The organism is Microbacterium sp. BR1 (assembly GCF_002812725.1).
GTDB lineage: Bacteria > Actinomycetota > Actinomycetes > Actinomycetales > Microbacteriaceae > Microbacterium.
Genome location: NZ_NMUN01000007.1, coordinates 71,394 through 93,816, shown reverse-complemented (window position 1 = coordinate 93,816; position 22,423 = coordinate 71,394). Strand labels below are relative to the sequence as shown.

21 protein-coding genes are annotated in these 22,423 nt (G+C 71.1%); 10 read left to right on the top strand and 11 right to left on the bottom strand.

All coding sequences use genetic code 11. The features are described from left to right. A complete protein-coding gene (locus tag CGU35_RS12265) occupies positions 1 to 696 on the bottom strand; it encodes a DUF3105 domain-containing protein (RefSeq protein ID WP_100811875.1) in 696 nt (231 codons plus the stop codon). A gap of 293 nt (positions 697 to 989) precedes the next feature. Here CGU35_RS12265 and CGU35_RS12260 point away from each other — a divergent pair, with 293 nt between their 5' ends. From CGU35_RS12260 to CGU35_RS12235, 6 genes are read left to right on the top strand one after another with little or no spacing between them, the layout of a single operon-like run. Then, positions 990 to 2,219 carry a multidrug effflux MFS transporter gene (locus CGU35_RS12260; RefSeq protein ID WP_100811956.1) on the top strand — a complete coding sequence of 410 codons (1,230 nt, stop codon included), beginning with the start codon at positions 990 to 992 and terminating at the stop codon, positions 2,217 to 2,219. Positions 2,220 to 2,231: 12 nt separating this feature from the next. Next, positions 2,232 to 2,900: a phosphatase PAP2 family protein gene (locus tag CGU35_RS12255; protein ID WP_100811874.1), complete on the top strand. Its 669-nt coding sequence runs from the start codon at positions 2,232 to 2,234 to the stop codon at positions 2,898 to 2,900. 4 nt (positions 2,901 to 2,904) lie between these two features. Continuing rightward, the gene (locus CGU35_RS12250) at positions 2,905 to 5,352 is read left to right on the top strand and encodes an FdhF/YdeP family oxidoreductase (protein ID WP_100811873.1); all 2,448 of its coding nucleotides are present in this window, start codon (positions 2,905 to 2,907) and stop codon (positions 5,350 to 5,352) included. A gap of 25 nt (positions 5,353 to 5,377) precedes the next feature. Next, a complete protein-coding gene (locus tag CGU35_RS12245) occupies positions 5,378 to 6,946 on the top strand; it encodes an SDR family oxidoreductase (RefSeq protein ID WP_100811872.1) in 1,569 nt (522 codons plus the stop codon). A 9-nt stretch (positions 6,947 to 6,955) separates the two neighbouring features. Beyond that, positions 6,956 to 7,465: a MogA/MoaB family molybdenum cofactor biosynthesis protein gene (locus CGU35_RS12240; protein WP_100811871.1), complete on the top strand. Its 510-nt coding sequence runs from the start codon at positions 6,956 to 6,958 to the stop codon at positions 7,463 to 7,465. Then, positions 7,462 to 7,920, top strand: a complete 459-nt coding sequence (locus CGU35_RS12235) for a molybdenum cofactor biosynthesis protein MoaE (RefSeq protein ID WP_100811870.1) — start codon at positions 7,462 to 7,464, stop codon at positions 7,918 to 7,920. The genes CGU35_RS12240 and CGU35_RS12235 overlap by 4 nt, the downstream gene beginning before the upstream one ends. Here CGU35_RS12235 and CGU35_RS12230 read toward each other — a convergent pair. Genes CGU35_RS12230 through CGU35_RS12205 form a run of 6 tightly spaced genes read right to left on the bottom strand, consistent with a single transcriptional unit; the run spans position 7,917 to position 13,058 of the window. Continuing rightward, positions 7,917 to 9,098 (bottom strand): MalY/PatB family protein, encoded by a 1,182-nt coding sequence (locus CGU35_RS12230; RefSeq protein WP_232711293.1) that lies wholly within the window; start codon positions 9,096 to 9,098, stop codon positions 7,917 to 7,919. The two genes, CGU35_RS12235 and CGU35_RS12230, sit on opposite strands and share 4 nt — an antisense overlap. Positions 9,099 to 9,102: 4 nt before the next feature. Then, positions 9,103 to 9,336: a MoaD/ThiS family protein gene (locus CGU35_RS12225; RefSeq protein ID WP_100811868.1), complete on the bottom strand. Its 234-nt coding sequence runs from the start codon at positions 9,334 to 9,336 to the stop codon at positions 9,103 to 9,105. Continuing rightward, positions 9,336 to 10,229 carry an NTP transferase domain-containing protein gene (locus tag CGU35_RS18605; protein WP_232711292.1) on the bottom strand — a complete coding sequence of 298 codons (894 nt, stop codon included), beginning with the start codon at positions 10,227 to 10,229 and terminating at the stop codon, positions 9,336 to 9,338. Before CGU35_RS18605 ends, CGU35_RS12225 begins: the two co-directional genes overlap by 1 nt. Continuing rightward, the gene (gene moaC / locus CGU35_RS12215) at positions 10,205 to 10,681 is read right to left on the bottom strand and encodes a cyclic pyranopterin monophosphate synthase MoaC (protein WP_100811867.1); all 477 of its coding nucleotides are present in this window, start codon (positions 10,679 to 10,681) and stop codon (positions 10,205 to 10,207) included. The genes CGU35_RS18605 and moaC overlap by 25 nt, the downstream gene beginning before the upstream one ends. Next, positions 10,678 to 11,913 carry a molybdopterin molybdotransferase MoeA gene (locus tag CGU35_RS12210; RefSeq protein ID WP_100811866.1) on the bottom strand — a complete coding sequence of 412 codons (1,236 nt, stop codon included), beginning with the start codon at positions 11,911 to 11,913 and terminating at the stop codon, positions 10,678 to 10,680. Before CGU35_RS12210 ends, moaC begins: the two co-directional genes overlap by 4 nt. Continuing rightward, entirely contained in the window at positions 11,910 to 13,058 is a 1,149-nt protein-coding gene (locus CGU35_RS12205; RefSeq protein ID WP_100811865.1) for a ThiF family adenylyltransferase, read from the bottom strand. The genes CGU35_RS12210 and CGU35_RS12205 overlap by 4 nt, the downstream gene beginning before the upstream one ends. Positions 13,059 to 13,271: 213 nt before the next feature. On the opposite strand from CGU35_RS12205, the gene CGU35_RS12200 reads away from it, so the two are divergent. From CGU35_RS12200 to CGU35_RS12185, 4 genes are read left to right on the top strand one after another with little or no spacing between them, the layout of a single operon-like run. Further along, on the top strand, positions 13,272 to 13,664 hold the full coding sequence (locus CGU35_RS12200; RefSeq protein WP_100811864.1) for a TOBE domain-containing protein: 393 nt from the start codon (positions 13,272 to 13,274) through the stop codon (positions 13,662 to 13,664). Further along, entirely contained in the window at positions 13,661 to 14,488 is an 828-nt protein-coding gene (gene modA, locus CGU35_RS12195; RefSeq protein WP_100811863.1) for a molybdate ABC transporter substrate-binding protein, read from the top strand. Before CGU35_RS12200 ends, modA begins: the two co-directional genes overlap by 4 nt. After that, a complete protein-coding gene (locus tag CGU35_RS12190) occupies positions 14,488 to 15,324 on the top strand; it encodes an ABC transporter permease (RefSeq protein ID WP_100811862.1) in 837 nt (278 codons plus the stop codon). The genes modA and CGU35_RS12190 overlap by 1 nt, the downstream gene beginning before the upstream one ends. Continuing rightward, entirely contained in the window at positions 15,321 to 16,460 is a 1,140-nt protein-coding gene (locus CGU35_RS12185; RefSeq protein ID WP_100811861.1) for an ABC transporter ATP-binding protein, read from the top strand. The genes CGU35_RS12190 and CGU35_RS12185 overlap by 4 nt, the downstream gene beginning before the upstream one ends. Here CGU35_RS12185 and cydC read toward each other — a convergent pair. The 4 genes from cydC to CGU35_RS12165 are packed head-to-tail and all read right to left on the bottom strand — an operon-like array spanning position 16,457 to position 22,296. Beyond that, positions 16,457 to 18,142 carry a thiol reductant ABC exporter subunit CydC gene (cydC, locus tag CGU35_RS12180; RefSeq protein ID WP_232711291.1) on the bottom strand — a complete coding sequence of 562 codons (1,686 nt, stop codon included), beginning with the start codon at positions 18,140 to 18,142 and terminating at the stop codon, positions 16,457 to 16,459. The two genes, CGU35_RS12185 and cydC, sit on opposite strands and share 4 nt — an antisense overlap. After that, positions 18,139 to 19,812, bottom strand: coding sequence for a thiol reductant ABC exporter subunit CydD (gene cydD / locus CGU35_RS12175; RefSeq protein ID WP_100811860.1), 1,674 nt, complete (start codon positions 19,810 to 19,812; stop codon positions 18,139 to 18,141). The genes cydC and cydD overlap by 4 nt, the downstream gene beginning before the upstream one ends. A 29-nt stretch (positions 19,813 to 19,841) precedes the next feature. Beyond that, positions 19,842 to 20,858, bottom strand: a complete 1,017-nt coding sequence (gene cydB / locus CGU35_RS12170) for a cytochrome d ubiquinol oxidase subunit II (RefSeq protein WP_100811859.1) — start codon at positions 20,856 to 20,858, stop codon at positions 19,842 to 19,844. Positions 20,859 to 20,868: 10 nt separating this feature from the next. Beyond that, positions 20,869 to 22,296 carry a cytochrome ubiquinol oxidase subunit I gene (locus CGU35_RS12165; protein WP_100811858.1) on the bottom strand — a complete coding sequence of 476 codons (1,428 nt, stop codon included), beginning with the start codon at positions 22,294 to 22,296 and terminating at the stop codon, positions 20,869 to 20,871. Positions 22,297 to 22,423 lie beyond the last annotated feature (127 nt).

Genomic DNA, 22,423 nt, shown 5'->3' with positions numbered 1-22,423 from the left:
TTACTGCTTACCGGGGCCGTCGATCGCACCCGTGCAGGCCGCGTTCGGCTCGGGAGCGTTCTGGTTGCGCCAGAACTCCTCGAAGAACGCGGGGATGCGCTCGTCATCGGCCGCGTCGAGCTTCAGCTGCGCGTTCCAGGCGCTGAGGACGATCGGGCTGTCGAGGCCTTCGTAGGGCGAGAGGATGACGTAGCTCGAGGGCAGGTGGCCCTTGAGCGCGGCGAGCTCGTCGCCCTGCACCCGGGCTGCGTCGTAAGTCACCCAGACGGCGCCGTGCTCGAGGGAGTGCACCGCGTACTCGTTCTGCTGCGGCTCGGTGTAGATGCCGCAGTTCAGCCAGACCTGGTTGTGCGGGCCACCCGCGGGCGGCGACTGGTCATAGTCGACGACACCCTCGACGTGGGTCGTCTCGTTCGTGAACGTCTCGACGCCCGCGATCTCGGCACCGGTGCCGCCCGCGTCGTACGACGGCGGTGGTTCGGGGGCGAAGACGATGGATGCGACGACAACGCCGGCGATCGTGAGGGCGGCGACTCCGCCGACGATCCACCACATGAGTCCGCGGCGACGGCGCTTCGCGACCTGTCGCTGGTACTCGGCGAGCTTCTCCGCGCGCCGCTGGTCTCGCTGCTGCTTGATCGTGAGCTTGGCCTGGGCCTGGTTCGCGGGGTTTCCGCTCGTGCGCTGGGGAGTCATGCGAAGGTCTCTCGGCTCGGGGTGCGTCGGGAGTCGCGCTCGCGCGCGGGTGCCCTGCAAGTGTATTCGGACGCATCCGTGAGGGGGCTGGGCGTGTGGCGATCGGGTGTTTCGCCGTCCGGGCGGCGGTAGGATGGGGACACCGAATCGATTCGATGCGCGACATCCGTCTTCGGTTTCCGGGACCGTCCCCCTTTTCATCGCTCCGTTCCTTCTGAGGTTTCTTCTTGCCCGAACATTCCGCCACCGGCGCCATCCGGACCCTCGGGCCGAACCCCGCCACGGCGCCGATCATGCTGCACCCCGGCGATCGCATCTCGACCGGTCGCCGCATCGTCTACGTGATCCTGCTGGGTGCGTTGACGGCGCTCGGCCCCTTCACGATCGATCTGTATCTGCCCGCCTTCCCGGTGCTCGAGGCAGACTTCGACACCACCGCGGCGGCGATCCAGCTGACGCTGACGGGCACGATGATCGGCTTCGGCATCGGTCAGCTCCTCGTCGGCCCCCTCAGCGACAAGGTCGGACGGCGTCTGCCGTTGATCGGCGTCACGGCTTTGCACGTGATCGCGAGCGCGGCTGCCGCCCTCGCACCCACGCTCATGCTGCTCGGGGTCACACGCGTCGTGATGGGTGCGGGCGCGGCCGCCGGAGGCGTCGTGGCCATGGCGATCGTTCGCGACCTGTTCGGCGGGCGCCGACTCGTCGTGATGCTCTCGCGCCTCGCGCTCGTCAGCGGCGCGGCGCCCGTCATCGCCCCGCTCATCGGCTCGGCGCTGCTGCTGGTGATGTCGTGGCGCGGCATCTTCGTCGTGCTCGCGATCTACGGCGCGGTGATGCTCACCGCGGCGATCGCACTCGTGCCCGAGACGCTCCCGCGCGCGCGGCGCAGCGAGCTCGGATCGACCACGGTCGGCCAGCGCTACCGAAGCGTGCTCACAGCCCGCGTCTTCCTCGGCGTGCTCATCATCGGCGGGATGACCTTCAGCGGTCTGTTCTCGTACCTCTCGGCGTCGTCGTTCCTCTTCCAGCAGTCGTTCGGATTCGACGCGCAGCAGTACGGACTGCTCTTCGCCGTCAACTCGCTCGGCCTCGTCGCCGGGGTGCAGATCGCATCCCGCCTCGCGGCGCGATTCGGCCCGCAGTGGGTGCTCGCCTGGTCGACATCGACCCTCGTGGTCGCGGGCGTCGGGATCATCGTGGCCGACCAGCTCGGCCTCGGGCTGTGGGGCATCCTGGTGCCGCTCTTCGTCTTCATGACGGCGTGCGGATTCACGTTCCCCTGCGTGCAGGTGCTGGCGCTCGACCGGCATGGCAAGGCCGCGGGAACCGCCGCATCCATCCTCGGAGCGGTCAACTTCGGCGTCGCCGGGTTCGTATCGCCGCTGGTGGGCTGGATCGCCGGTGAGAGCGGCATCACCGCGACCACGATGGCCGTCGTGATGGCCGGGTGCGCCGTCATCGGTGTGCTCGGGCTGTGGCTGGTCGTGCGGCCACGCTCGGTGCAGGCACTCACTCCCTGACAGAATCGACGGATGCCGTCCCCCCGTCCATCGCGCCGAGCGACCGTCACTCTGCTCGTCACCGGCATCGTTCTGCTCCTCCTCGCGGCCGGGCTCGGGGCGTGGATCGCGATCGGGCGGGGCAACGCCCCGTTCACGATCGACGCGATCTGGGCGAGCTGGCTGGCCGAGGGACGCACCCCCGTGCTGCTGTGGATCTCGTTCGCGATGAACTGGCTGGGCGGCGGGTGGTTCGGGGTTCTGGTCGCTCCGCTCCTGATCGCGGGGGTGTTGGCGCTCCGGGGTCGCTGGTGGGCCGCGGCCTACTTCTTGTCGGCCGAAGCCGCGACGGCCGTGGTCGTCCAGATCTTGAAGCACCTGTTCGGGCGCGCTCGTCCCGAAGAGATCATCGTGCTGTCGGACTTCGGATCGTTCCCCTCGGGACACGTCGCAAACGCCGCCGCGATCGCCGTGGCGCTCGCCGTGATCGTCCCGCGCCTCTGGGTCGTGCTCGCGGGCGCGGCGTGGGTTCTGCTGATGGCTTTCTCGCGCACGTACCTCGGTGCTCACTGGCTGAGCGACACGCTCGGAGGCGCGCTCGCCGGGGCCGGAGCCGCGCTCGTCCTGGCCGCCGTGTTCGTCCGACACATCCCGCTCGTTCCCTATCGCCATAGGTATTCAGCGCTTCGCGGCGTACGATGAGGGTATGGCGACGAAGCCCCCCGCATCAGACATCGATGAATCCCGCCTGCATGTCACGCAGCCCAAGAAGGTTGCGGTCGGCATCCCGGCGGTGCTGCACGCCCTGCAGATCTCGGTCGACCAGATGGGGGTCGCGCGCACCGCGCAGACCCTGCTGAAGGTCAACCAGAAGGACGGGTTCGACTGCCCCGGATGCGCCTGGCCCGAAGAGGACAAACGGCACATCGCCGAGTTCTGCGAGAACGGCGCCAAGGCCGTCGCCGAAGAGGCGACGATCCGCCGCATCGGCCCCGCCTTCTTCGCCGAGCACTCGATCGCCGAGTTGTACGGCCACGACGACTGGTGGCTCGGGCAGCAGGGGCGGCTGACGCATCCGATGATCCTCGACGAGGGCGCCACGCACTATCGGCCGCTCTCGTGGGACGACGCGCTGCGGACGATCGCCGACGAACTCGCCGCGCTGGACGATCCCGATCAGGCGGTCTTCTACACCTCCGGCCGGACATCGAACGAGGCGGCCTTCCTCTACCAGCTGCTGGTGCGGGGCCTCGGCACGAACAACCTGCCCGACTGCTCGAACATGTGCCACGAGTCCAGCGGCTCCGCCCTGACCCAGACCCTCGGCATCGGCAAGGGCACCGTGTCGATCACCGACATGCACGAGGCCGACCTGCTGATCGTGGCGGGGCAGAACCCCGGCACGAATCATCCGCGCATGCTGAGCGCTCTCGAAAAGGCGAAGGAGCGCGGCGCGAAGATCATCGCGGTCAACCCGCTGCCCGAGGCGGGCCTGATGCGCTTCGAGAACCCGCAGACGCCGAAGGGCATGGTCCTCGGCGGCACCAAACTCGCCGACCAGTTCGTGCAGATCCGCCTCGGTGGCGATCAGGCCCTGTTCCAGGCGATCGCGAAGCACCTCATCGAGGCGGATGACGCTTCGGACGAGGCCGAGGGTGTCATCGACCGGGCCTTCATCGCGGCACACACGAGCGGGTTCGCCGAGTTCGACGCGTTCATCCGTCAGGTGCCGTGGAGCGAACTCGTCACCGCGACGGGCGTCTCGGAGGCAGAGCTGCGCGAGGTCGGCGAGAGCGTCCGGCTGTCGAAGGCCACGATCGTCTGCTGGGCGATGGGGCTGACGCAGCACAAGCACTCGGTCGCGACACTCCGCGACGTCGTCAACGTGCTGCTCCTGCAGGGCAACATCGGCCGCCCCGGTGCCGGTGTGTGCCCCGTGCGCGGCCACTCGAACGTGCAGGGCGACCGCACGATGGGCATCTACGAGAAGCCCTCCGAGGCCTTCCTCGACGCACTCGACGCGGAGTTCGGATTCAGCGCGCCGCGCGAGCACGGTTACGACACCGTCGAGGCGATCCGCGCGATGCGCGACGGCAAGGTGCGGGTCTTCATGGGCATGGGCGGCAACTTCGTCAGCGCCACGCCCGACACGGCGGTCACCGAGGCCGGGTTGCGCCGGACCGACCTCACCGTCCAGGTTTCGACCAAGCTCAACCGTTCACACCTCGTGACGGGGCGACGCGCCATCATCCTGCCGACACTCGGACGTACCGACCGTGATGTCCGCGGCGGCGTCGAACAGCGCGTCACGGTCGAGGACTCGATGGGTGCCGTGCACGGTTCGCGCGGACGTCTCGTTCCCCCCGCCGAGGACATGCTCAGCGAGGTCGCGATCATCACGCGCCTGTCGGGGCTGCTGTTCCCCACCGATGCCTCAGCGCACCCGTTCGGTCAGCCCCCCGTCCACAACGGCGACCACGATCGCGGGTACCCCGAGCGCTCGCCGCAAGAGGAGCGCGAGCCGAAGACGGATCCGCCCGAGGCCGGGACACCGGCCAACTACCCGCGCGCCGACTGGGACGCACTCGAGCGCGACTACGCCCAGATCCGCCTGCACATCGAGCACGTGATCCCCGGCTTCGAGGAATACGACCGCCGCATCGCCAAGGGCCGCACGTTCTACCTGCCCAACGGCCCCCGCGACGAACTGTCGTTCGCGACCGAGACCGGGAAGGCGATGTTCACGGTCAACGAGCTCGAGTACCCGGTGATCCCGGAGGGGCGCCTGCTGCTGCAGACGCTGCGATCGCACGATCAGTACAACACCACGATCTACGGCAAGGACGACCGGTACCGCGGCATTCACGGCGGGCGACGGGTCGTGCTCGTGAACGCGGAGGACATCGCGCAGCTCGGGTTCGCGGAGGACGAGGTCGTCGACCTGGTCTCGGAGTGGCGCCGCCCGGACGGCACGATCGAGGAGCGGCGAGCCGAGGAGTTCCGCATCATCGCGTACAGCACCCCGCGTGCCAACGCCGCGGCGTACTACCCCGAGACCAACGTGCTCGTGCCCCTGGATTCGACGGCGGATGTCTCGGGCACGCCGACCTCGAAGTCCGTCGTCATCCGGCTCGAGCACCGGGACGTTCCGTGAACGACCCGTCCCGGATCGCCGCGTTGTGAGCGAGCTCGCCGCCCCGACGGGGCGCGAAGAAGCACTCCGCGCCGTGCCGCGCGCAGAGGGTGAGCAGCCCCGTGCCCTCGTCATCGGCTCGACGGGCTACATCGGCGCGCGCCTCGTGCCGCGACTCATCTCGGCGGGCTACCGCGTGCGGGTCCTCGCGCGGCGGGCTTCGCGGGTCGCGGCCTACGAGTGGGGTGCCGACGTCGAGGTCGTCGTCGGTAACGCCGCAGATCCGGCGGCCGTCGTCGAGGCCGTTCAGGATGTCGATGTGCTCTACTACCTGGTGCACTCGATGGCCGCGGGCAAGAGCTTCGCCGACGTCGATCTCGCCGCGGCGCGAGCCGTCGCCGATGCATCGGCCGCGGCGAGCGTCCGTCGCATCGTCTACCTCGGCGGCCTGCATCCCGCCGACGTGCAACTCTCGCGCCATCTTCGCTCTCGCGTCGAGGTCGGGCAGGCGCTGCTCGACAGCGGTGTTCCGACGCTCGTGCTGCAGGCGGGGGTCGTGATCGGATCGGGCTCGGCGTCGTTCGAGATGGTGCGTCACCTGACGGAGGTGCTGCCATATATGCCCGCACCGAAATGGGTGCGCAACCACATCCAGCCGATCGCCGTGCGCGACGTGCTGCACTACCTGCTCGGCGCCGCTCGCGTCGCGCCCGAGATCTCGCGGACCGTCGACATCGGCGGGCCGGACGTGCTCCGGTACGGACAGATGATGAACGGCTACGCGGTCGAGGCGGGCCTGCCGCAGCGCCCGATCGCCCCGCTGCCCGTTCTCACACCCCGTCTCGCCTCGCACTGGGTGGGGGTCGTCACACCCATTCCGGCAGCCCTCGCGCGGCCGCTCGTCGAGTCGCTGCAGAACGACTGCGTCATGGCGAACCACGATGTCGACGCCTTCATCCCTCGGCCCGAGGGCGGGCTGACCCCGTATCGACGCGCGGTCGCGCTGGCGCTCGGCCGTGTCCGCGAGGGCGTCATCGAGACCAGCTGGCAAGACGCGGCGGTCCACAACGCGCCGAGCGATCCTCTTCCCGCCGACCCGGACTGGGCGGGCCGCACCGTCTTCACCGACGCGCGCATCGCCCGGACCTCTGCCTCGGCCGAGTCGCTCTGGCGCGTCATCGAGGGCATCGGCGGCAGTCGCGGGTGGTACTCATGGCCGCTCGCGTGGGCGGTGCGCGGCTGGATGGACCGGTTCGTCGGGGGAGTGGGGCTCCGGCGTGGACGCCGCAACCCCGACCGCCTCGCCGTCGGCGATGCGCTCGACTTCTGGCGCGTCGAGAATCTCGAGCGCGGCGGACGGGACGAGCCATCCGTTCTGAGGCTACGTGCCGAGATGAAGGTGCCGGGCCTGGCCTGGCTCGAGATGAAGGCCGTGCCGGACGGGGCGGGATCTCGCTACGAGCAGCGCGCCGTCTTCTTTCCGCGCGGGCTCTCGGGTCGGCTGTACTGGTTCGCGGTCCTGCCGTTCCACGGGTTCATCTTCGCGGGGATGGCCGCACGCATCGTCGCGGCCGCCGAACAGGCGACCGGCGCCGCTGCGCAAGACGCCCCATAGGCTGGGTTCGTGAACGCCAACCCGTATCGAGCCGTTGTCGTGACGGTCTCGGATCGATCCTCCGCGGGCCTGCGCGAGGACCGCAGCGGCCCCGCGGCCGTGGAGGGGCTGCGCGCGGGTGGTTTCGACTGCGCCGATCCCGTGGTCGTGCCCGACGGTGCAGACAGCGTCGAGTCGGCGCTCCGTGCGGCGCTCGCGGAGGGCGCCCGCCTGATCGTCACGACGGGCGGAACGGGCGTCGGCCCGCGCGACGTCACACCCGAGGGGACCGCGCGCGTCGTCACGCGGGAGATCCCGGGCATCGCCGAAGAGCTCCGCCGCATCGGCGCATCCGAGAAGCCCGGCGGGATGCTCTCCCGCGGCCTCGCGGGCGCCGTGGACGCGGCTCCCGGGGTGACGGCGGGCGCGCTCGTGGTGAACCTGCCCGGCTCGACCGCGGCCGTCGGCTCGGGCATCCCGGTCATCCTGTCGGTCGCCCGGCACGTCATCGACCAGCTCGGCGGAGGGGACCACACGTGACGGATTCACCTGCGACGACGACCGCGCGGGACGCGGTCCGCCTGACCCGCATCAGCACCGAGCCGCTCGATCTCGACACGCATCTGGCCGCGGTCGAGGATGCTTCGGCGGGCGCGGTCACCACGTTCGTCGGGCGCGTGCGCGACCACGATCCGGATGCCTCGGGTGCCGTCGTCGCGCTCGAGTACACGGCGCATCCCGATGCGGAGGCGACCCTGCGCCGCATCGCAGCCGAGGCGATCGGGTCCTCCGAGGCGGTCGTGGCCGTCAGTCACCGCGTGGGGCGCCTGAGCGTCGGGGACGCGGCGGTCGTGATCGCGGTCGCCTCACCCCACCGCGCCGAGGCCTACGAGGTCAGCCGCACGCTGATCGAGGCGATCAAGTCCGAGCTGCCGGTCTGGAAGCGTCAGGTCGAGGCCGACGGAACCACCGCGTGGAAGGGTCTGGGCGGCTAGACCTTCGCGATGGCGGGCCGCGCTTCGAGAGCGGCCGCTATGCGCTCGATGGCCTCGCGGAGGATCGGGCGGGGCAGGGCGAAGACGAGGCGCGCGTGCCCGATGCCCGCGACGCCGCATGCCGCGCCGTCCGTCATCGCGACACCCGCGTTCGTGCGGAACCACTCGCCCAGGTCGCCCTCGAGACCGTAGGCACGGAAGTCGACGAGCGCGATGTAGGTCCCCTCGGGCGTTATCAGCCGTGCCGCCGGCAGCAGCTCGGCAACGAGCTCGGCCAACAGGCGGCGGTTGCCGTCGAGGTACTCGATGACCTCGTCGAGCCACGGCCCGCCATCCGCGTAGGCCGCCGTGTTGGCGATCACGCCGACCGTCGCGGTGCCGTGCCCCGCCCACATCCCGAACCCCTGCCACGCGGCTTCGTCGGCCTCGTTCGACAGGATCAACTGGGCGCACTTCAGCCCCGCGAGGTTCCAGGCCTTCGACGCCGAGGTCGCGGTGATCGTGTGGGCGGCCGTGACGTCCGAGAGCGATGCGTAGGGCAGATGGGTCGCGGGAGCGTAGACGATCGGCGCGTGGATCTCGTCCGAGAACACGCGTCCGTCGTGAGCGGCGACGACCTCGGACACCGCCTGCAGCTCCGACCGGGTGAAGACCGTGCCGAGGGGGTTGTGCGGGTTGCAGAGGACGAGCAGCCCGCCGCCGTCGTGGAAGGCGCGATCGATACCCTCGAGGTCCATGACCATTCGTCCGTCGCGCTCGATGCTCGGAACCTCGATGACCCGGCGGCCGAGCATCTGGGGCACCATCAAGAACGGCATGTACGCCGGCGTGGGGACGATGACAGCCGAGCCCGGCGGTGTGAAGCGCTCGATCGTCACCTCGAAGGCGGTGATGACATCGGGCAGGTGGTGCACCCGTCCCGCGGGCACGTGCCATCCGTAGCGCTCGGCGCACCAGGCGGCCGTCGCGGCGGCGAGTTCGTCCGCGAGCGCGGTCGGCAGGTAGCCCGTCACGCCGCGGGCGAGCGCCGAGGTCAGGGCGGTGTTGATCGCGGGGGCGAGCCCGAAGTCCATCTCGGCGACCCAGGCGCCGATCGCGTCGGGGAACATCGTCCACTTCACGCTTCCGGCTTCGCGCAGCCGCTCCTGCGTGATGTCGTCGAACTCGCTCGCACTCACCCGCTCAGCCCCCTGCGAAGGGGGGAAGGACATCGACCAGGACGTCGCCCGAGAGCGATACCTCGTCGCCCGCGCGCGACCCGCCGACCAGCACGGCACACCGGGGCAGGATGCGGCCCAGCTCGGGGTAGTCGTTCGTCAGCGCGGCGCGGAGTTCGCCGAGAGTCGCCTCGGAACGTGCCTCTTCTTCGCGACCGGCGGCTTCTTCGGCGGCGGCGAAATAGCGGACGCGGGCCACTAGCGCTTCTCCGCCCACTTCTCGGCGAGTTCGGTGATCGCGCGCACGGCCTCGCGCACGGATTCGGGCGAGCCACCGGCGCGCCCGGCGACGAGTCCCGCCACGAAGGCGCTCACGGGCGCCGCGGGGCGCGCGACCCCGTTGGCGACATCGCGGGCGAGGTCGAGGATCAGGGCGACGTGCACGTCGTCGTTCGCGAGTTCGAAACGCTCGCCGAGCGCGTTCGCCCACTCGTCGAGCGCCTCGGGCGGGAGGGTGCGATCCGACACGATGATGTCCTCTCCGGGCTCACCCGAAACGCGGCGGGCCCACTCAAGATCCTCCCATGTGTCGACATCGCGGGTCGCGGCTTCGGGGGCACGCACGGCCGACAGCCGCAACGCGCCGACGAGGGACCTGACCGGAGCGTTGCGTCCCGACGCGGGCACGGATGCCGCGGCCTCGCGAAGAGCGGCCGTGCGGTACAGGGCGGTCAGCCACTGCGACCGACCCGAGGCATCCGTCAGGTGTGTTCCGTCTTCACGTGGATCTCTCAGCGGAAGCAGGGCGAGCGCCTGGTCGATTCCGGGCAGGTCGCACGCGAGCACGAGGGTCCACTCCGCCTCGATCCGCGGGAGCGCCGCGATGATCGCGGCGACGGGGCCGCCGAACGGCGGATCTTCGCGCACCCACTCCACCAGCGGCTCATCGAGCATCCGCTCACCGGCGACGACGATCCTGTTCGCTCCCGCGTTGCGGGCGGCCGCCACCGTGCGAGCGAGGAGCGCGGTGCCGTCGACCTCGAGGAGGGGCTTCGCGGCGCCGCCCAGACGAGAGGCGCGACCGCCCGCGAGGACGATCGCGTCGAACCCGGTGCCCCGCGGCGCGTTCACTCCTCGCCGGGGCGCTTCCACGATCCCGAACGTCCGCCTTCTTTGGCGGTGATGCGCACGTTCTCGATCGAGCTCGACTTGTCGAGCCCCTTCACCATGTCGACGATCGCGAGCGCGGCCACCGAGACGGCGGTGAGGGCCTCCATCTCGACGCCCGTGCGATCGGCCGTGCGGACGGTCGCCTCGATCGCGACGCCCTCGTCCTCGATCGCGAGGTCGACGGATGCACCGTGCACCCCGATGATGTGCGCGAGAGGCAGCAGCTCGGCGCAGCGCTTCGCGCCCTGGATGCCGGCGATCCGCGCCACGGCGAGCACATCGCCCTTCGGCACGGACCCGTCGCGTAGCGACGCGACGACCTCGGGCGCGCACCGCACGAACCCGCGGGCCGTGGCCGCGCGAACGGTCGGTTGTTCGTCGGTGACGTCGACCATGCGCGCGTGGCCGGACTCGTCCAGGTGGGTGAAGCTCATGAGACCAGCATGACATCGACGGGGTCGCCGGGCTCGACCCGTGAGAGCTCGGCGCCGACGACCGCGTAGGCCTCGGCCCGCGCGAGCCCGCCGGCCAGGTGCGAGCCCGAGCCGCCGGCCGTCGCGGGGCGCACCGTCCACCGGGCGGGGTCGGTGCGGTCGATCGCGGCCGGGAGGTACTGGCGCCGACCGGGCGGGGTCGTCCAGCCCTGTGCTGCGGGCAGTCGGAGCAGCGGTCGATGGATGGTGGTCCTGCCCTGCAGGGCGAGCAGCGCGGGGCGCACGAACGTCTCGAACGACACGGCCGAGCTGACGGGATTGCCGGGCAGTCCGAAGAACAGCGCGCCGCCGGGCAGCGTGCCGAAACCCTGCGGCTTCCCGGGCTGCATCGCGACCTTCACGAACGAGATCGCGGTGTCCGAACCCAGGGCGTTCTTGACGACCTCGTACGCGCCGGCGCTGACGCCGCCCGATGTGATGACGACATCCGCGCCGACGGCGGAGGCCAGGACGGCGCGGAACTCGGCCTCGTCGTCCCCGACGCTGCCGACGTGAACCACATCGGCACCCGCCTCGCGGGCGAGCTCGGACAGCAACACCGAGTTGGACTCGGGGATCTGCCCGCGGCGGAGCGCCGTGCCGGGTTCGGCCAGCTCGGTGCCCGTCGACAGGACGACGACGCGGGGGCGCCGGGTGACCGTCACGTGGGCAATGCCCGCCGCCGCGGCGGCCGCGAGTTGCAGGGCCCCGAGTACCGCCCCCGCCGGGACGATCTCGTCGCCGGCGCGCGCGTCACCGCCGCGTCGCCGCACGTGGGCGCCGAGTGCACGGGGTGCCGCGAGCACCACCGTTCGCTCGAGGGAGTCGTCGAGTCCGCCGGCCGTGTCCTCGAACGGCACGACGGTGTCGGCCGCGGTCGGCAGCGGCGATCCCGTCATGATGCGGGCCGTTTCGCCCTCCGCCAACGCGGGATCGAGCTCCGTGCCCGCGGGCAGGTCGGCGACGACGCGCAGCGTGACGGGGGCATCGGCCGTGGCGGACTCGACGTCCGAGAAACGGACGGCGAAGCCGTCCATCGCCGAATTGTCGAAGACGGGGATGTCGACGCGCGCGAGCACGGGGGCGGCGAGTGTGTGCCCGGCCGCCGCCGCGAGCGGGACCTCGACGGTGTCGAGGGGGTGGGCTGCGGCGAGGATCTGGGCGAGGTGCTCTTCGACCGTGCGGAGGCTCATGCGCCGGCCGTCGAGAGGTGCGCCGTGGGGTGTGGGGCGGCCCAGGCATCCATTCCGCCCGTCAGCACGATGGCGTCGACGCCGACGGAAGCGAGGGCGCGGGCGGCGCGGGCGGCGCGCACGCCCGCCTGGCAGATCACGACCACGGGGCCGCCGATCGACTCCGCGAACGCCGTCGGGTCGGCCAGCACCGCGCCCAGCGGGAGGTGGTGCGAACCCGGGATCGTGCCGCCCGCGAGTTCGTGCTGCTCGCGCACGTCGATCATCGTCGGCGCCGTGCCGGCGGCGAGCTCGGCGGCGAGCTCGGCGGGTGAGATCTCGGGGAGGGCGGAGTTCGTTGCGGGGGCGGTTGCCGCGGAGGGGACGGATGGCTCGACCCCGGCGCCGCGCAGCGGCACCTCGCGCTGCCGGCCACGCAGGCTGTCGATGACCAGGACGCGGCCGAGCAGCGGGTCGCCGATGCCGGCGATGAGCTTGATCGCCTCGATCGCCATGAGGCCCCCGACCTGCAGGCAGAGCGCCCCCAGCACCCCGACATCGGCGCAGGTCGGCACGAAGCCGACGCTGCCCGTGGGGTAGAGATCGCCGAGGCGGACGGGGTCGGTGCCCGCGGGCGGTGCGCTCCAGAAGACCGTGACCTGCGCGGCGAACTCCTGCACCGTGCCCCACACGAGCGGCACCCCGAGTGCCTCGCACGCGGTGGCAACGGTCTCACGTGTGTCGAAGGTGTCGCTCCCGTCGATCACGAGGTCGGCTCCCGCGAGCAGCTCCCGCGCGTTCGTGGGGTCGATCCGGGTCTTGCGGCCGCGCACCTCGGTCTCGGGTGAGAGCCCCGCGATCCGCCGGGCGGCGCTGTCGATCTTCGGCTCGCCGACGTCGGCGAGCGAGTGGATCACCTGGCGCTGCAGATTGGACGCCTCGACCGCGTCGTCGTCGATGACGGTGAGCGTGCCCACCCCGGCCGCGGCGAGGGCGAGCAGCACGGGTGACCCGAGCCCCCCGGCGCCGACGACCGCGACGTGCGCGGCGCGCAGGCGGCGTTGCCCGAGTTCACCGAATCCGGCGAGGCTCGCGTGCCGAACCGTGCGGGCGCGTTCGTGCTCGCTGAGGGCGGCGACGGGCTCGACGAGGGGGGGAAGAGGCATGACCCCAGGGTAATCCGGTGGGCGGCGGGGTGGCCGGGATGTGCCATCCGCACGACCGGACCGCGACGCGCCGGAGCATCCGAGGTTCTCGCGGGGTGTCGCAGGTTTGATCGTGCGGACGGCACGGTCGGCGCGGGCGGCCGCGTTCACGGCATCCGCTCCTGCGGAGAAAAGTGCGGCGATGGGGCGCAGATGCGGACATAGACTGGCCGTATGCGCAGCTACAAGATCGCCGAGGCCGCCCGACTGCTCGGGGTGAGCGACGATACCGTGCGCCGGTGGATCGAGCAGGAGCTGCTGCCCACCACCGGGGCCACACCCGCCGAGGTTCCCGGCGATGCGCTCGCCGCCCGTGCGGTCGAGCTGGCGCGTGCCGCCGCCGACCCCACCGACGTCCTCTCCAGTGCCCGCAACCGCTTCGTCGGGCTGGTGACGCGTGTGCAGATCGACGGCGTCATGGCGCAGCTCGACATCCAGGCGGGCCCCCACCGCGTCGTTTCGCTGCTGTCGGCGGAGGCCGTGCGCGAGATGAACCTCGATGTCGGCTCGCTCGCCGTCGCGGTCGTCAAGGCGACCAACGTCATCGTCGAAGCGCCCCGCGAATGAGAGCGCGGGGGTCCGCGCGGCGGACGGGTCGGATCGTCGCGCTGGCGGCAGCCGCGGTCGCCGTGGCGCTCGCGCTCGCCGGGTGCGCGGCATCGCCAGGAGCGGAGCCCGAAGCATCCGAATCCGGCGAGCTCTCGGGAAGCCTGTCGGTTTATGCGGCCGCGTCCCTGCGCACGGCGTTCGATCGGATCTCCGCAGAATTCGAGGCCGAGAACCCGGGAGTCGATATCCTTCCCCTCGTGTACGACGGATCGAGCACGCTGGCCCGGCAGATCGTCGAGGGTGCCCCCGCGGACGTCTTCGCCTCGGCGGACGAGAAGAACATGGAGACCGTGGAGGACGCCGGACTGCTCGCGGGATCCGCGGAGCTCTTCGCCGGCAACACCCTCGTGATCGTCGTTCCCGCGGGCAATCCCGGTCGGGTGACCTCGCTCGAGGATCTCGCCGATGCCGACCTGTCGATCGTGCTGTGCGCTCCCGAGGTTCCGTGTGGCGCGGCATCCGCGACGCTGCTCTCGAATGCCGGGGTCGTCGCGCGACCGGTGAGCGTCGAGCAGAACGTCACGGCGGTGCTGACGAAGGTGGCTGCGGGCGAGGCCGACGCCGGCCTCGTCTACCGCACGGATGTCGTCGGGCGCGAGGACGTCGCGGCCATCGTGCCCGACGGGGCCGAGGACGTCGTCAACAGGTATCCGATCGCCGCACTCGCGGGTGCGGCCGACCCCGACGCCGCCGCCGCGTTCGTCGCTTTCGTGCTCGGTGCGCGCGGGCAGGCGATTCTCGCCGACCTGCAGTTCGCGGACCGCGGGTTCGGGTCCCCGTGATGTCGGGGCGCGGTGCGGTGGGGTTCGTCCCGCCGATTCTGGCCGTGCCCGCCGTGCTCGGGCTCGCCCTGCTCGTCGTGCCTCTCGGTGCGCTCGTCGCGCGCGTGGAATGGTCGACGCTCTGGGCCGACATCACCTCGCCCGCGGCGCTCGATGCCCTCTGGCTGTCGCTCCGCACCGGATTCGTCGCGACCGCGATCTGCGTGCTGCTCGGTGTGCCCCTCGCGCTGGTCATCGCCCGTTCGGGGCCCCGCGTCTCGGCGCTGCTGCGCGTGATCGTGACCGTGCCGCTCGTCCTGCCCCCGATGGTGGGTGGCGTCGCTCTGCTCTTCCTGTTCGGCCGGACGGGACCGCTCGGCCAGGCGCTCGAGACCTGGGGCATCCAGATCCCGTTCTCGACCACGGCCGTGATCCTCGCGCAGACGTTCGTCGCCCTGCCCTTCCTCGTGCTCGCGCTCGAGGGCTCGATGCGCACGGCCGGGGTCGAGTTCGAGCGCACGGCATCGACGCTCGGGGCCGGGCGGTGGCGGATCCTGTGGCGGGTCACACTGCCGCTCGCCGCGCCCGGACTCATCGCCGGGGTGATCCTCGCGTTCGCCCGGGCGATCGGCGAGTTCGGGGCGACCGCGCTCTTCGCCGGGAACGCTCCCGGCGTGACGCAGACGATGCCCCTCGCGATCTACACGGCATTCAACGGCTCGGGGGTCGGGCAGGGGACCGCGGTGGCGCTGTCGCTGCTGCTGCTGGTCACGGCGATCCTCGTGCTGCTGCTCGTGCGCGCGTGGCGGCCCCCTTCCGCAGACGCGAGCCGTGGCGGAACGGAGACCGTCCGATGACCGGGGCAGCGCTCGCCGCCGAGATCGTCGTCGAGCGCAAGGGCTTCCGCCTCGAGGCGCGGATCGACTGCGCGCCCGGCGAGGTCGTCGCCGTGATGGGGCCGAGCGGGGCGGGCAAGTCGACGCTGCTCGCGGCGATCGCGGGCCTCCAGCGGCTCACGGACGGACGCGTCCGGATCGGGGATCGGGATGTCGCATCCGCCACCCGCCCGCGGCGCCACGTTCCGGCGGCGCAGCGCGGCGCGGTGCTGCTCGGCCAGGACGCCCGACTGTTCCCGCACTTGACGGCGCGCGAGAACATCGCGTTCGGGCCTCGCGCCCGCGGCATCGACCGCAAGGTCGCTCTCGGCGACGCCGACGACTGGCTGTGGCGCGTCGGGCTTCCCGGGATGGGCAACCGTCGTCCCGCACAACTATCGGGTGGACAGCAGCAGCGCGTCGCGATCGCGCGTGCTCTTGCCACCTCGCCACAGGTGCTGCTGCTCGACGAACCCCTCACCTCGCTCGACCCCGAGACCGCCGCGGACGTCCGCGCCATGCTGCACGATCAGCTCGCCGCGACCCACGCGACCGCGGTCGTCGTGACGCACGACGCCGTGGACGCCGCGGCCCTCGCGACGCGCCTCGTGGTGGTGGAGGGCGGTCGCGTCACGCAGTCCGGGGGAGTGCGCGAGGTGCTGCGCGCACCCGCGACGCGCTTCGTCGCGACGGTGGCCGGTGTCAACCTGATCCACGGCGTCGCCCACGACGGGCGCTGGCGCGCCGTTTCCGCGTCGCCCGAGGTGCTCATCGCCTCCGCGGATGACGCGTCCATTGCCGCGGCTGCGACCGAGGGCGCACCGTTGGCGGCCGTCTTCCGCCCCTCGGAGGTACGCCTCGAGCGCGCGGTCGAGTCCACGTGGACGGGCGCGCTGCGGCTCGCCGCCGAGGAACAGGCGACGCCCGGGACGTGGCTCGCCCGGGTCGTCCGCGTCGAGCAGACACCGGTCGGTGCGAGAGTGCACACGGCCGAGCCCGCTGTCGCGGCGGACGTCGCGGCCGAGGCCATCGTCGAGTCGGGGCTCGCCCCGGGCGTGCCCGTGCGCGTGAGTGTGGATCCCGCCGCCGTGAGACTCCTCGCGGTCGCGGGCGCCTAGGCGCGGTTGCCCACGCGGCCGTGATCCAGCCGCACGATCCGGTCGACGAGCCCATCGGGGACCGTCACGTGCGAGATCAGCACGACCGCGCGGTCGGCCGGCACCGCCGCGAGCAGATCCGTGAGCAGGGCATCGGATGCCGCGGGGTCCACGCCCGCGGTCGGCTCATCGAGCACGAGCACCGGGAACTCGCGCAGCAGCGCCCGGGCGAGCGCGATCCGCTGCGCCTGGCCGCCCGATACCAGGGCCCCGCGCTCGCCGACGCGGGCATCCAGCCCGCCGCGCTCGCGCAGCCATGTGCCGAGGCCGACGCGGTCGAGGGATACCTCGAGCTCGGCATCCGTCGCCGTATCGCGCGCGAACAACAGGTTCTGCCGGATGGTCTCGTCGAAGAGCATCGGGCGCTGCTCGCAGAGGCCCACCGTCAGGCGCAGGTCGTCGTCCGCGATCCGGTCGACGGGGGTGCCGCCGATCTCGTACGTTCCCGCGCAGTCGAGGAATCGCACGAGCACGTGGGCGAGCGTCGTCTTGCCCGCCCCGCTCGACCCGACGACGAGGACGCGCTCGCCGGGCGCGACGTCCAGGTCCACTCCGCGGAGCGCCGGCCCGTCGGCGTGGGGCCAGCGCGCCGAGACATCCCGCAGCCTCAGACCGGTCCCGAGGTCTGGCGCGACCCCCGTCGGCGCGATCGACGCGGCGACGAGGCCCGCGGGCAGGGTGTCAGGCAGGGACTCGGCGATGCGTGTCGCGCTCGCCCGCACCTGACGCCAGGCCGCGGCGGCGAGGGGGACGGCCGCGAAGACCTCGAACACCGCCATCGGCACCAGGACGATGACCGCGAGCGCGGGGCCATCGAGCGCAGCCGGTGCCGCGACGGCGATGGCGGCGATCGAGGCCGCCCCCGCCAGCAGCGTCACGAGCGCCGTGGTGCCGGCCTGCGCCACCGCGCGGCGGACGACGGCCCGGCTGACCGCCGCATCGGCGTCCCGGATGCGGTCGCGGCTCGCCGACTCGGCGCCGTACGCCACGAGCACGTCGAGCGAACCGAAGTGATCGAGCAGGGCATCGGTCAGGCGAGCACGGAGGGGCGCGATGGATCGCTCGGCCCGACCGCCGACCGCCCAGCCCCACAGTGTTGCGACGAGACCCGCCGCAACGAGGCAGACCGCGAGCGTGAGCCCGGCCGGCGGATAGACGACCCCGACGAGCACGATCGATCCGAGCACGACGAGGGCCGATCCGGCGAGGGGTTCGACGACGCGGAGCGGCAGATTCTGCAGGTCGTCCACGTCGTCGACGAGGGCACCGAGGACGGATCCGCGGCGGGTGCGCCCCAGCCCGTCGGGGGCGAGGGGGATGAGTCTGCGCACCATCCCGCTGCGGGTCGCCGCGAGCTGTCGAAGGGCGGCGTCGTGCCCCGTCAGGCGCTCGAGGTAGCGGAAGCTCGCGCGGGTGAGGGCGAAGAGCCGCACCCCCACGACCGCTATCGAGAGGTAGAGCACCGGCGGCTGTTCGCTCGCGCGCACGATCAGCCACGCGCTGACCGCCAGCAGCGCGACGGCCGAGGCCTCGGAGAGGAAGCTGGAGGCGATGGCGGGCCAGAACCGGCGCGCGGGCGGCATCGCGCCGCGCAGCACGGCGGCGGTCGTCGTCCCCATGACGGGGGTCGCGGGCGCGGTCATGCGCTCACCCCTGCGAGCTGCAGGGCGACGACGAGGTCCGCGATGCCGCGGGCGCTCTGCCGGTGCGAAACGAGCAGGATGGTGGCCCCGGCATCCGCGATATCACGAAGACTCCGCCAGAGCGCGGCCTCGGTCATCGCGTCGAGGGCCGAGCTCGGCTCGTCGAGCGCGATCACGGCCGCGCGTCCGCTGAGGTGACGGTAGAGGGCGCGCGCCACGGCAACGCGTTGCGCCTGACCACCCGAGAGCCCCGAGCCGCGCACGCCGAGGGGGAGGGATGCGTCGATGCCGTCCGCCTGCGCCAGCGACAGCGCCCGGTCGATCAGAGTCGGGTCCGGCGACGGATCGCCGAGGGCGACGTTCTCGGCGACGGTGCCGGCGATCAGGCCGGGCTGCTGCCCCGCCCAGGCGAGCCAGCCCGACGGTGCGGTTCCCCGCAGGTCGGTGTCGCCGAGCGTCGCGGTGCCGTCCCACTCGGCCGCGCCGCGCAGGGCAGCGATGAGGCTCGTCTTGCCGACGCCGCTCGGACCCTCGATGACGACGATCTGCCCGGGCGAAGCCGTGATGCTCACGGCGGGCAGCATCCGTTCGCCGCGCCTCACGCGAACGTCGGTGAGCGTGAGAACACCGGATGCGCCCGTGCCCGCACACGAAGATTCCGTCGCGCGCTCGCCGTGTGCCGCGTCGAGCACCGCGAACACGTCGTCCGTTGCGGCGACCCCCTCGGCGGCTGCGTGGAACTGGACGCCGACCTGGCGCAGCGGCAGGTATGCCTCGGGCGCGAGCAGCAGCACGAACAAACCGATCGAGAGGGCGAGTGCCCCATCGACCAACCGGAACCCGATCGACACCGCGATGATCGCGACCGAGATGCTCGCGAGGAACTCGAGAGCGAAGCCCGACAAGAAAGACACCCGCAGCACCCGCATCGTCTCGATCCGGTACCGTTCGGTCACGGATTCGATGGATGCCGCGGCCCGGTGCTGGCGGCCGAACACCTTCAGCGTGCCGAGCCCCTCGACGGTGTCGGCGAAGCGCGCCGCCAGCTGCTGCAGCGTGCCCCACTGTCGCTTCTGCACCGCTCGCGTCGCGAGGCCGATCAGGATCATGAAGATCGGGATGAGCGGGATCGTCAGCAGGACCGTCAGTCCGCTGACCCAGTCCTGCCACCACATCACGAGGATGATCAGGGGCGTCGCGATCGCCGTCTGCACGAGCTGCGGCAGGTAGCGGCCGAAGTACGCCTCGAGCGCGTCGAGGCCATGCCCGGCGGTCACGGCGAGGTGCGCCGAGTTGCGCTCGTCGAGCCACCCGGGACCGAGGATGCCGACCGCTTCGACGAGGCGGGTCCGCAGCTGGGCCTGCACGCGCGCCGCCGCGAGGGCGGCCGACCGCTCGCGCACCCACACCAGCACGGCACGCAGCGCCACGACGCCCGCGAGGGCGCCGAGGGTCACCCACAGGTCGGCCGCAGGCATCCCGTCGATGACGCCCACGATCGCCCGGGTCAGCAGCCACGCGAACGCGACGATCACCGCCGTCTGCACGAGCGCGATCACGGCGATGATCGCGAAGAAGGACCGCGACGCGGTCGCGTACTTCAGCAGTCGGGGGTCGACCGGTGGGGTGCGCGCGGACGGCGCATCCGGGACATCCTGATCCTGACTCACAGCATTTCGACGATACCGGTGCGCACGCGTCAGTGCGCGGCTGCCTCCGCGGCCTTCTCGATGTGCGAGCGCGAGACGCGGCGCCGGAACACCCAGTAGGTCCAGCCCTGGTAGGCGAGGACGAGGGGCAGGAAGACGAGCGCCGCCCACGACATGATCGTCAGCGTGTAGTCGGTGCTCGACGCGTTCTCGATCGTCAGGCTGTACGCGGGATCGGTCGACGAGGGCATCACATAGGGGTACAGCGCGAACCAGAGGGTGCCGACCGCCGACACGACGGTTGCGGCGGCGAAGCCGAACGCCCATCCCTCACGGTCGCGCAGGTTTGCGCCGACCGACAGGATCAGGAACACCGCCGCAGCGATCGCCAGCACCATGACCGGCATGGCCGGGTGGGCGATGACCGTCCACAGCAGGAACGCCGCGGCGACGACGATCGTCAGGAACCCCGCGCGTGCGGCGAGACGCCGGGCGTCGTCGTGCACCTGGCCGTCGGTCTTCAACGCCACGAAGCTCACGCCGTAGGTGAAGAAGAGCAGGAGCGTCGTCACGCCGCCGAGAAGGGCGTAGGGGTTCAGGAGCGTCAGCAGGGTGCCGGTGAACTCGAAATCCTGATCGATCGGCACGCCCTGCACGATGTTGGCGAACGCGACGCCCCACAGCAGCGCGGGCACGGCGGACCCGATGACGATCATCGTGTCGAAGCCCTTCTTCCAGCGCAGACCGTCGCGCTGGTGGCGGTACTCGAACGAGACGCCGCGCAGGATCAGCGCCAGCAGAATCAGCAGCAGGGCGAGATAGAAGCCGCTGAAGAGCGTGGCGTACCACTCGGGGAACGCGGCGAACAGCGCCGCACCCGCGACGATCAACCAGGTCTCGTTGAGGTCCCAGACGGGGCCGATCGTGTTGATGATCTGGCGGCGGCCGACGTCGTCCTTGCCGAGGAACGGCAGAGACATCCCGACGCCGAAGTCGAAACCATCGAGCAGGAAGTACCCGATGAAGAGGAATCCGATGATCCAGAACCAGAGGTAGGCGAGGTCCATGGCGATTCTCCTAGTAGACCGTCGTCGTGAGTCGGTGGGTTGTGTCTTTGCCGGATTCCGGGTCGTCCGGATCGGGCAGCGGATCCGGCCCCTTTCGGGCCGCCTTCAGGATCAGACCGAACTCGACGACGGCGAGTGCGGCGTAGATCGCGGTGAACGCGACGAGCGATATCAGCACGGTCCAGCCCGGAACGTTCGGCGAGACGCCATTCTCGGTCAGCATCAGGCTGAACACGATCCAGGGTTGGCGACCCATCTCGGTGAACGCCCAGCCGACCAGGCTGGCGAGGAGCGGCAGGGGAGCCGACCAGATCGCGACCTTCCACATCCACTTCGCGACGGGGCGCTTGGCGCTCTTGCGCGTGACCCACAGTCCCACGATCGCGATGAGCGTCGCGGCACCGCCGAGCCCGATCATCCAGCGGAACGACCAGTACGTCACCCAGATGATCGGCATGTAGCTGACGCCCTCGCCGAACTGCGTCTCGTACTGCGCCTGCAGGTCGTTCAACCCCTCGACGCATCCGTCCAGCGTGTGCGTCGACAGGAACGACAACAGATACGGAACGCGCAGCGACCAGATCTCTTCCGAGCCGTCCGGGGTCCCGAGCGAGAAGAGGGAGAACGAGGCATCCGCGCCGCACGCCGTATTCCACAGCGCCTCGGCCGCCGCCATCTTCATCGGCTGCGTCGAGACCATGACCAGTCCCAGCTGATCGCCCGTGAGGGCGGTGCCCGCGAACGAGATGATCATGAACCAGAGCCCGAACCGCAGCGACGAACGCATCGTCACCAGGTGCTGACCGCGCGACAGATGCCAGGCCGAGACCGCGATCACGACGGCCGCCGCGAACATCCACGCGGCGAAGATCGTGTGCGGGAATGCAGCGAGCACGACCGGGTTGGTCAGGACCGCCCCGAAGTCGACCAGTTCGGCACGACCGCCATCCGCGGCCATCTGATACCCGACGGGATTCTGCATGAAGGCGTTGGCGGCGAGGATGAAGTAGGCCGACAGCGTCGAGCCGAGCACGACCATCCAGATCGACGCGAGGTGCAGGGCGCGGGGGAGCCGGTCCCATCCGAAGATCCACAACCCGATGAAGGTCGCCTCGAAGAAGAACGCCATGAGGCCCTCGAACGCGAGCGGGGCTCCGAAGACATCGCCGACGAACCGCGAATATGCCGACCAGTTCATACCGAACTGGAACTCCTGCACAATGCCCGTCACGACACCCATCGCGAAGTTGATCAGGAAGATCTTGCCGAACAGGCGGGTCAGATGCAGCCACTTGACGTGACCGCTGCGATGCCAGGCCGTCTGGAAGATCGCGACGACGAGGGCGAGGCCGAGCGTGAGGGGGACGAAGAGGTAGTGATAGAGCGTCGTCAGGCCGAACTGCCAACGGGCCAGTAGCAGCGGGTCGAGGAAATCCATGGGCGACGCTCCTTTGGTGCGCATCGGGGCGTCATTGCACCGGTCTATCGAAGAGGAGCTCGCCCGACGCGGTAAGACAATGATCTCAGGTCGTCTGGCTGGGGAGGCACCGGGCGGGCCGTGTAAA

Excerpts from the sequence above, each read along its gene's own strand:
- CGU35_RS12265 (WP_100811875.1), bottom strand. The coding sequence starts at position 696 with ATGACTCCCCAGCGCACGAGCGGAAACCCCGCGAACCAGGCCCAGGCC.
- modA (WP_100811863.1), top strand. The coding sequence starts at position 13,661 with ATGAGAGCGCGGGGGTCCGCGCGGCGGACGGGTCGGATCGTCGCGCTG.
- CGU35_RS12190 (WP_100811862.1), top strand. The coding sequence starts at position 14,488 with ATGTCGGGGCGCGGTGCGGTGGGGTTCGTCCCGCCGATTCTGGCCGTG.
- CGU35_RS12250 (WP_100811873.1), top strand. The coding sequence starts at position 2,905 with ATGGCGACGAAGCCCCCCGCATCAGACATCGATGAATCCCGCCTGCAT.
- cydB (WP_100811859.1), bottom strand. The coding sequence starts at position 20,858 with ATGGACCTCGCCTACCTCTGGTTCTGGATCATCGGATTCCTCTTCATC.
- CGU35_RS12185 (WP_100811861.1), top strand. The coding sequence starts at position 15,321 with ATGACCGGGGCAGCGCTCGCCGCCGAGATCGTCGTCGAGCGCAAGGGC.
- CGU35_RS12260 (WP_100811956.1), top strand. The coding sequence starts at position 990 with ATGCTGCACCCCGGCGATCGCATCTCGACCGGTCGCCGCATCGTCTAC.
- cydC (WP_232711291.1), bottom strand. The coding sequence starts at position 18,142 with ATGACCGCGCCCGCGACCCCCGTCATGGGGACGACGACCGCCGCCGTG.
- CGU35_RS12200 (WP_100811864.1), top strand. The coding sequence starts at position 13,272 with ATGCGCAGCTACAAGATCGCCGAGGCCGCCCGACTGCTCGGGGTGAGC.
- CGU35_RS12255 (WP_100811874.1), top strand. The coding sequence starts at position 2,232 with ATGCCGTCCCCCCGTCCATCGCGCCGAGCGACCGTCACTCTGCTCGTC.
- CGU35_RS12205 (WP_100811865.1), bottom strand. The coding sequence starts at position 13,058 with ATGCCTCTTCCCCCCCTCGTCGAGCCCGTCGCCGCCCTCAGCGAGCAC.
- moaC (WP_100811867.1), bottom strand. The coding sequence starts at position 10,681 with ATGAGCTTCACCCACCTGGACGAGTCCGGCCACGCGCGCATGGTCGAC.
- CGU35_RS12165 (WP_100811858.1), bottom strand. The coding sequence starts at position 22,296 with ATGGATTTCCTCGACCCGCTGCTACTGGCCCGTTGGCAGTTCGGCCTG.
- CGU35_RS12210 (WP_100811866.1), bottom strand. The coding sequence starts at position 11,913 with ATGAGCCTCCGCACGGTCGAAGAGCACCTCGCCCAGATCCTCGCCGCA.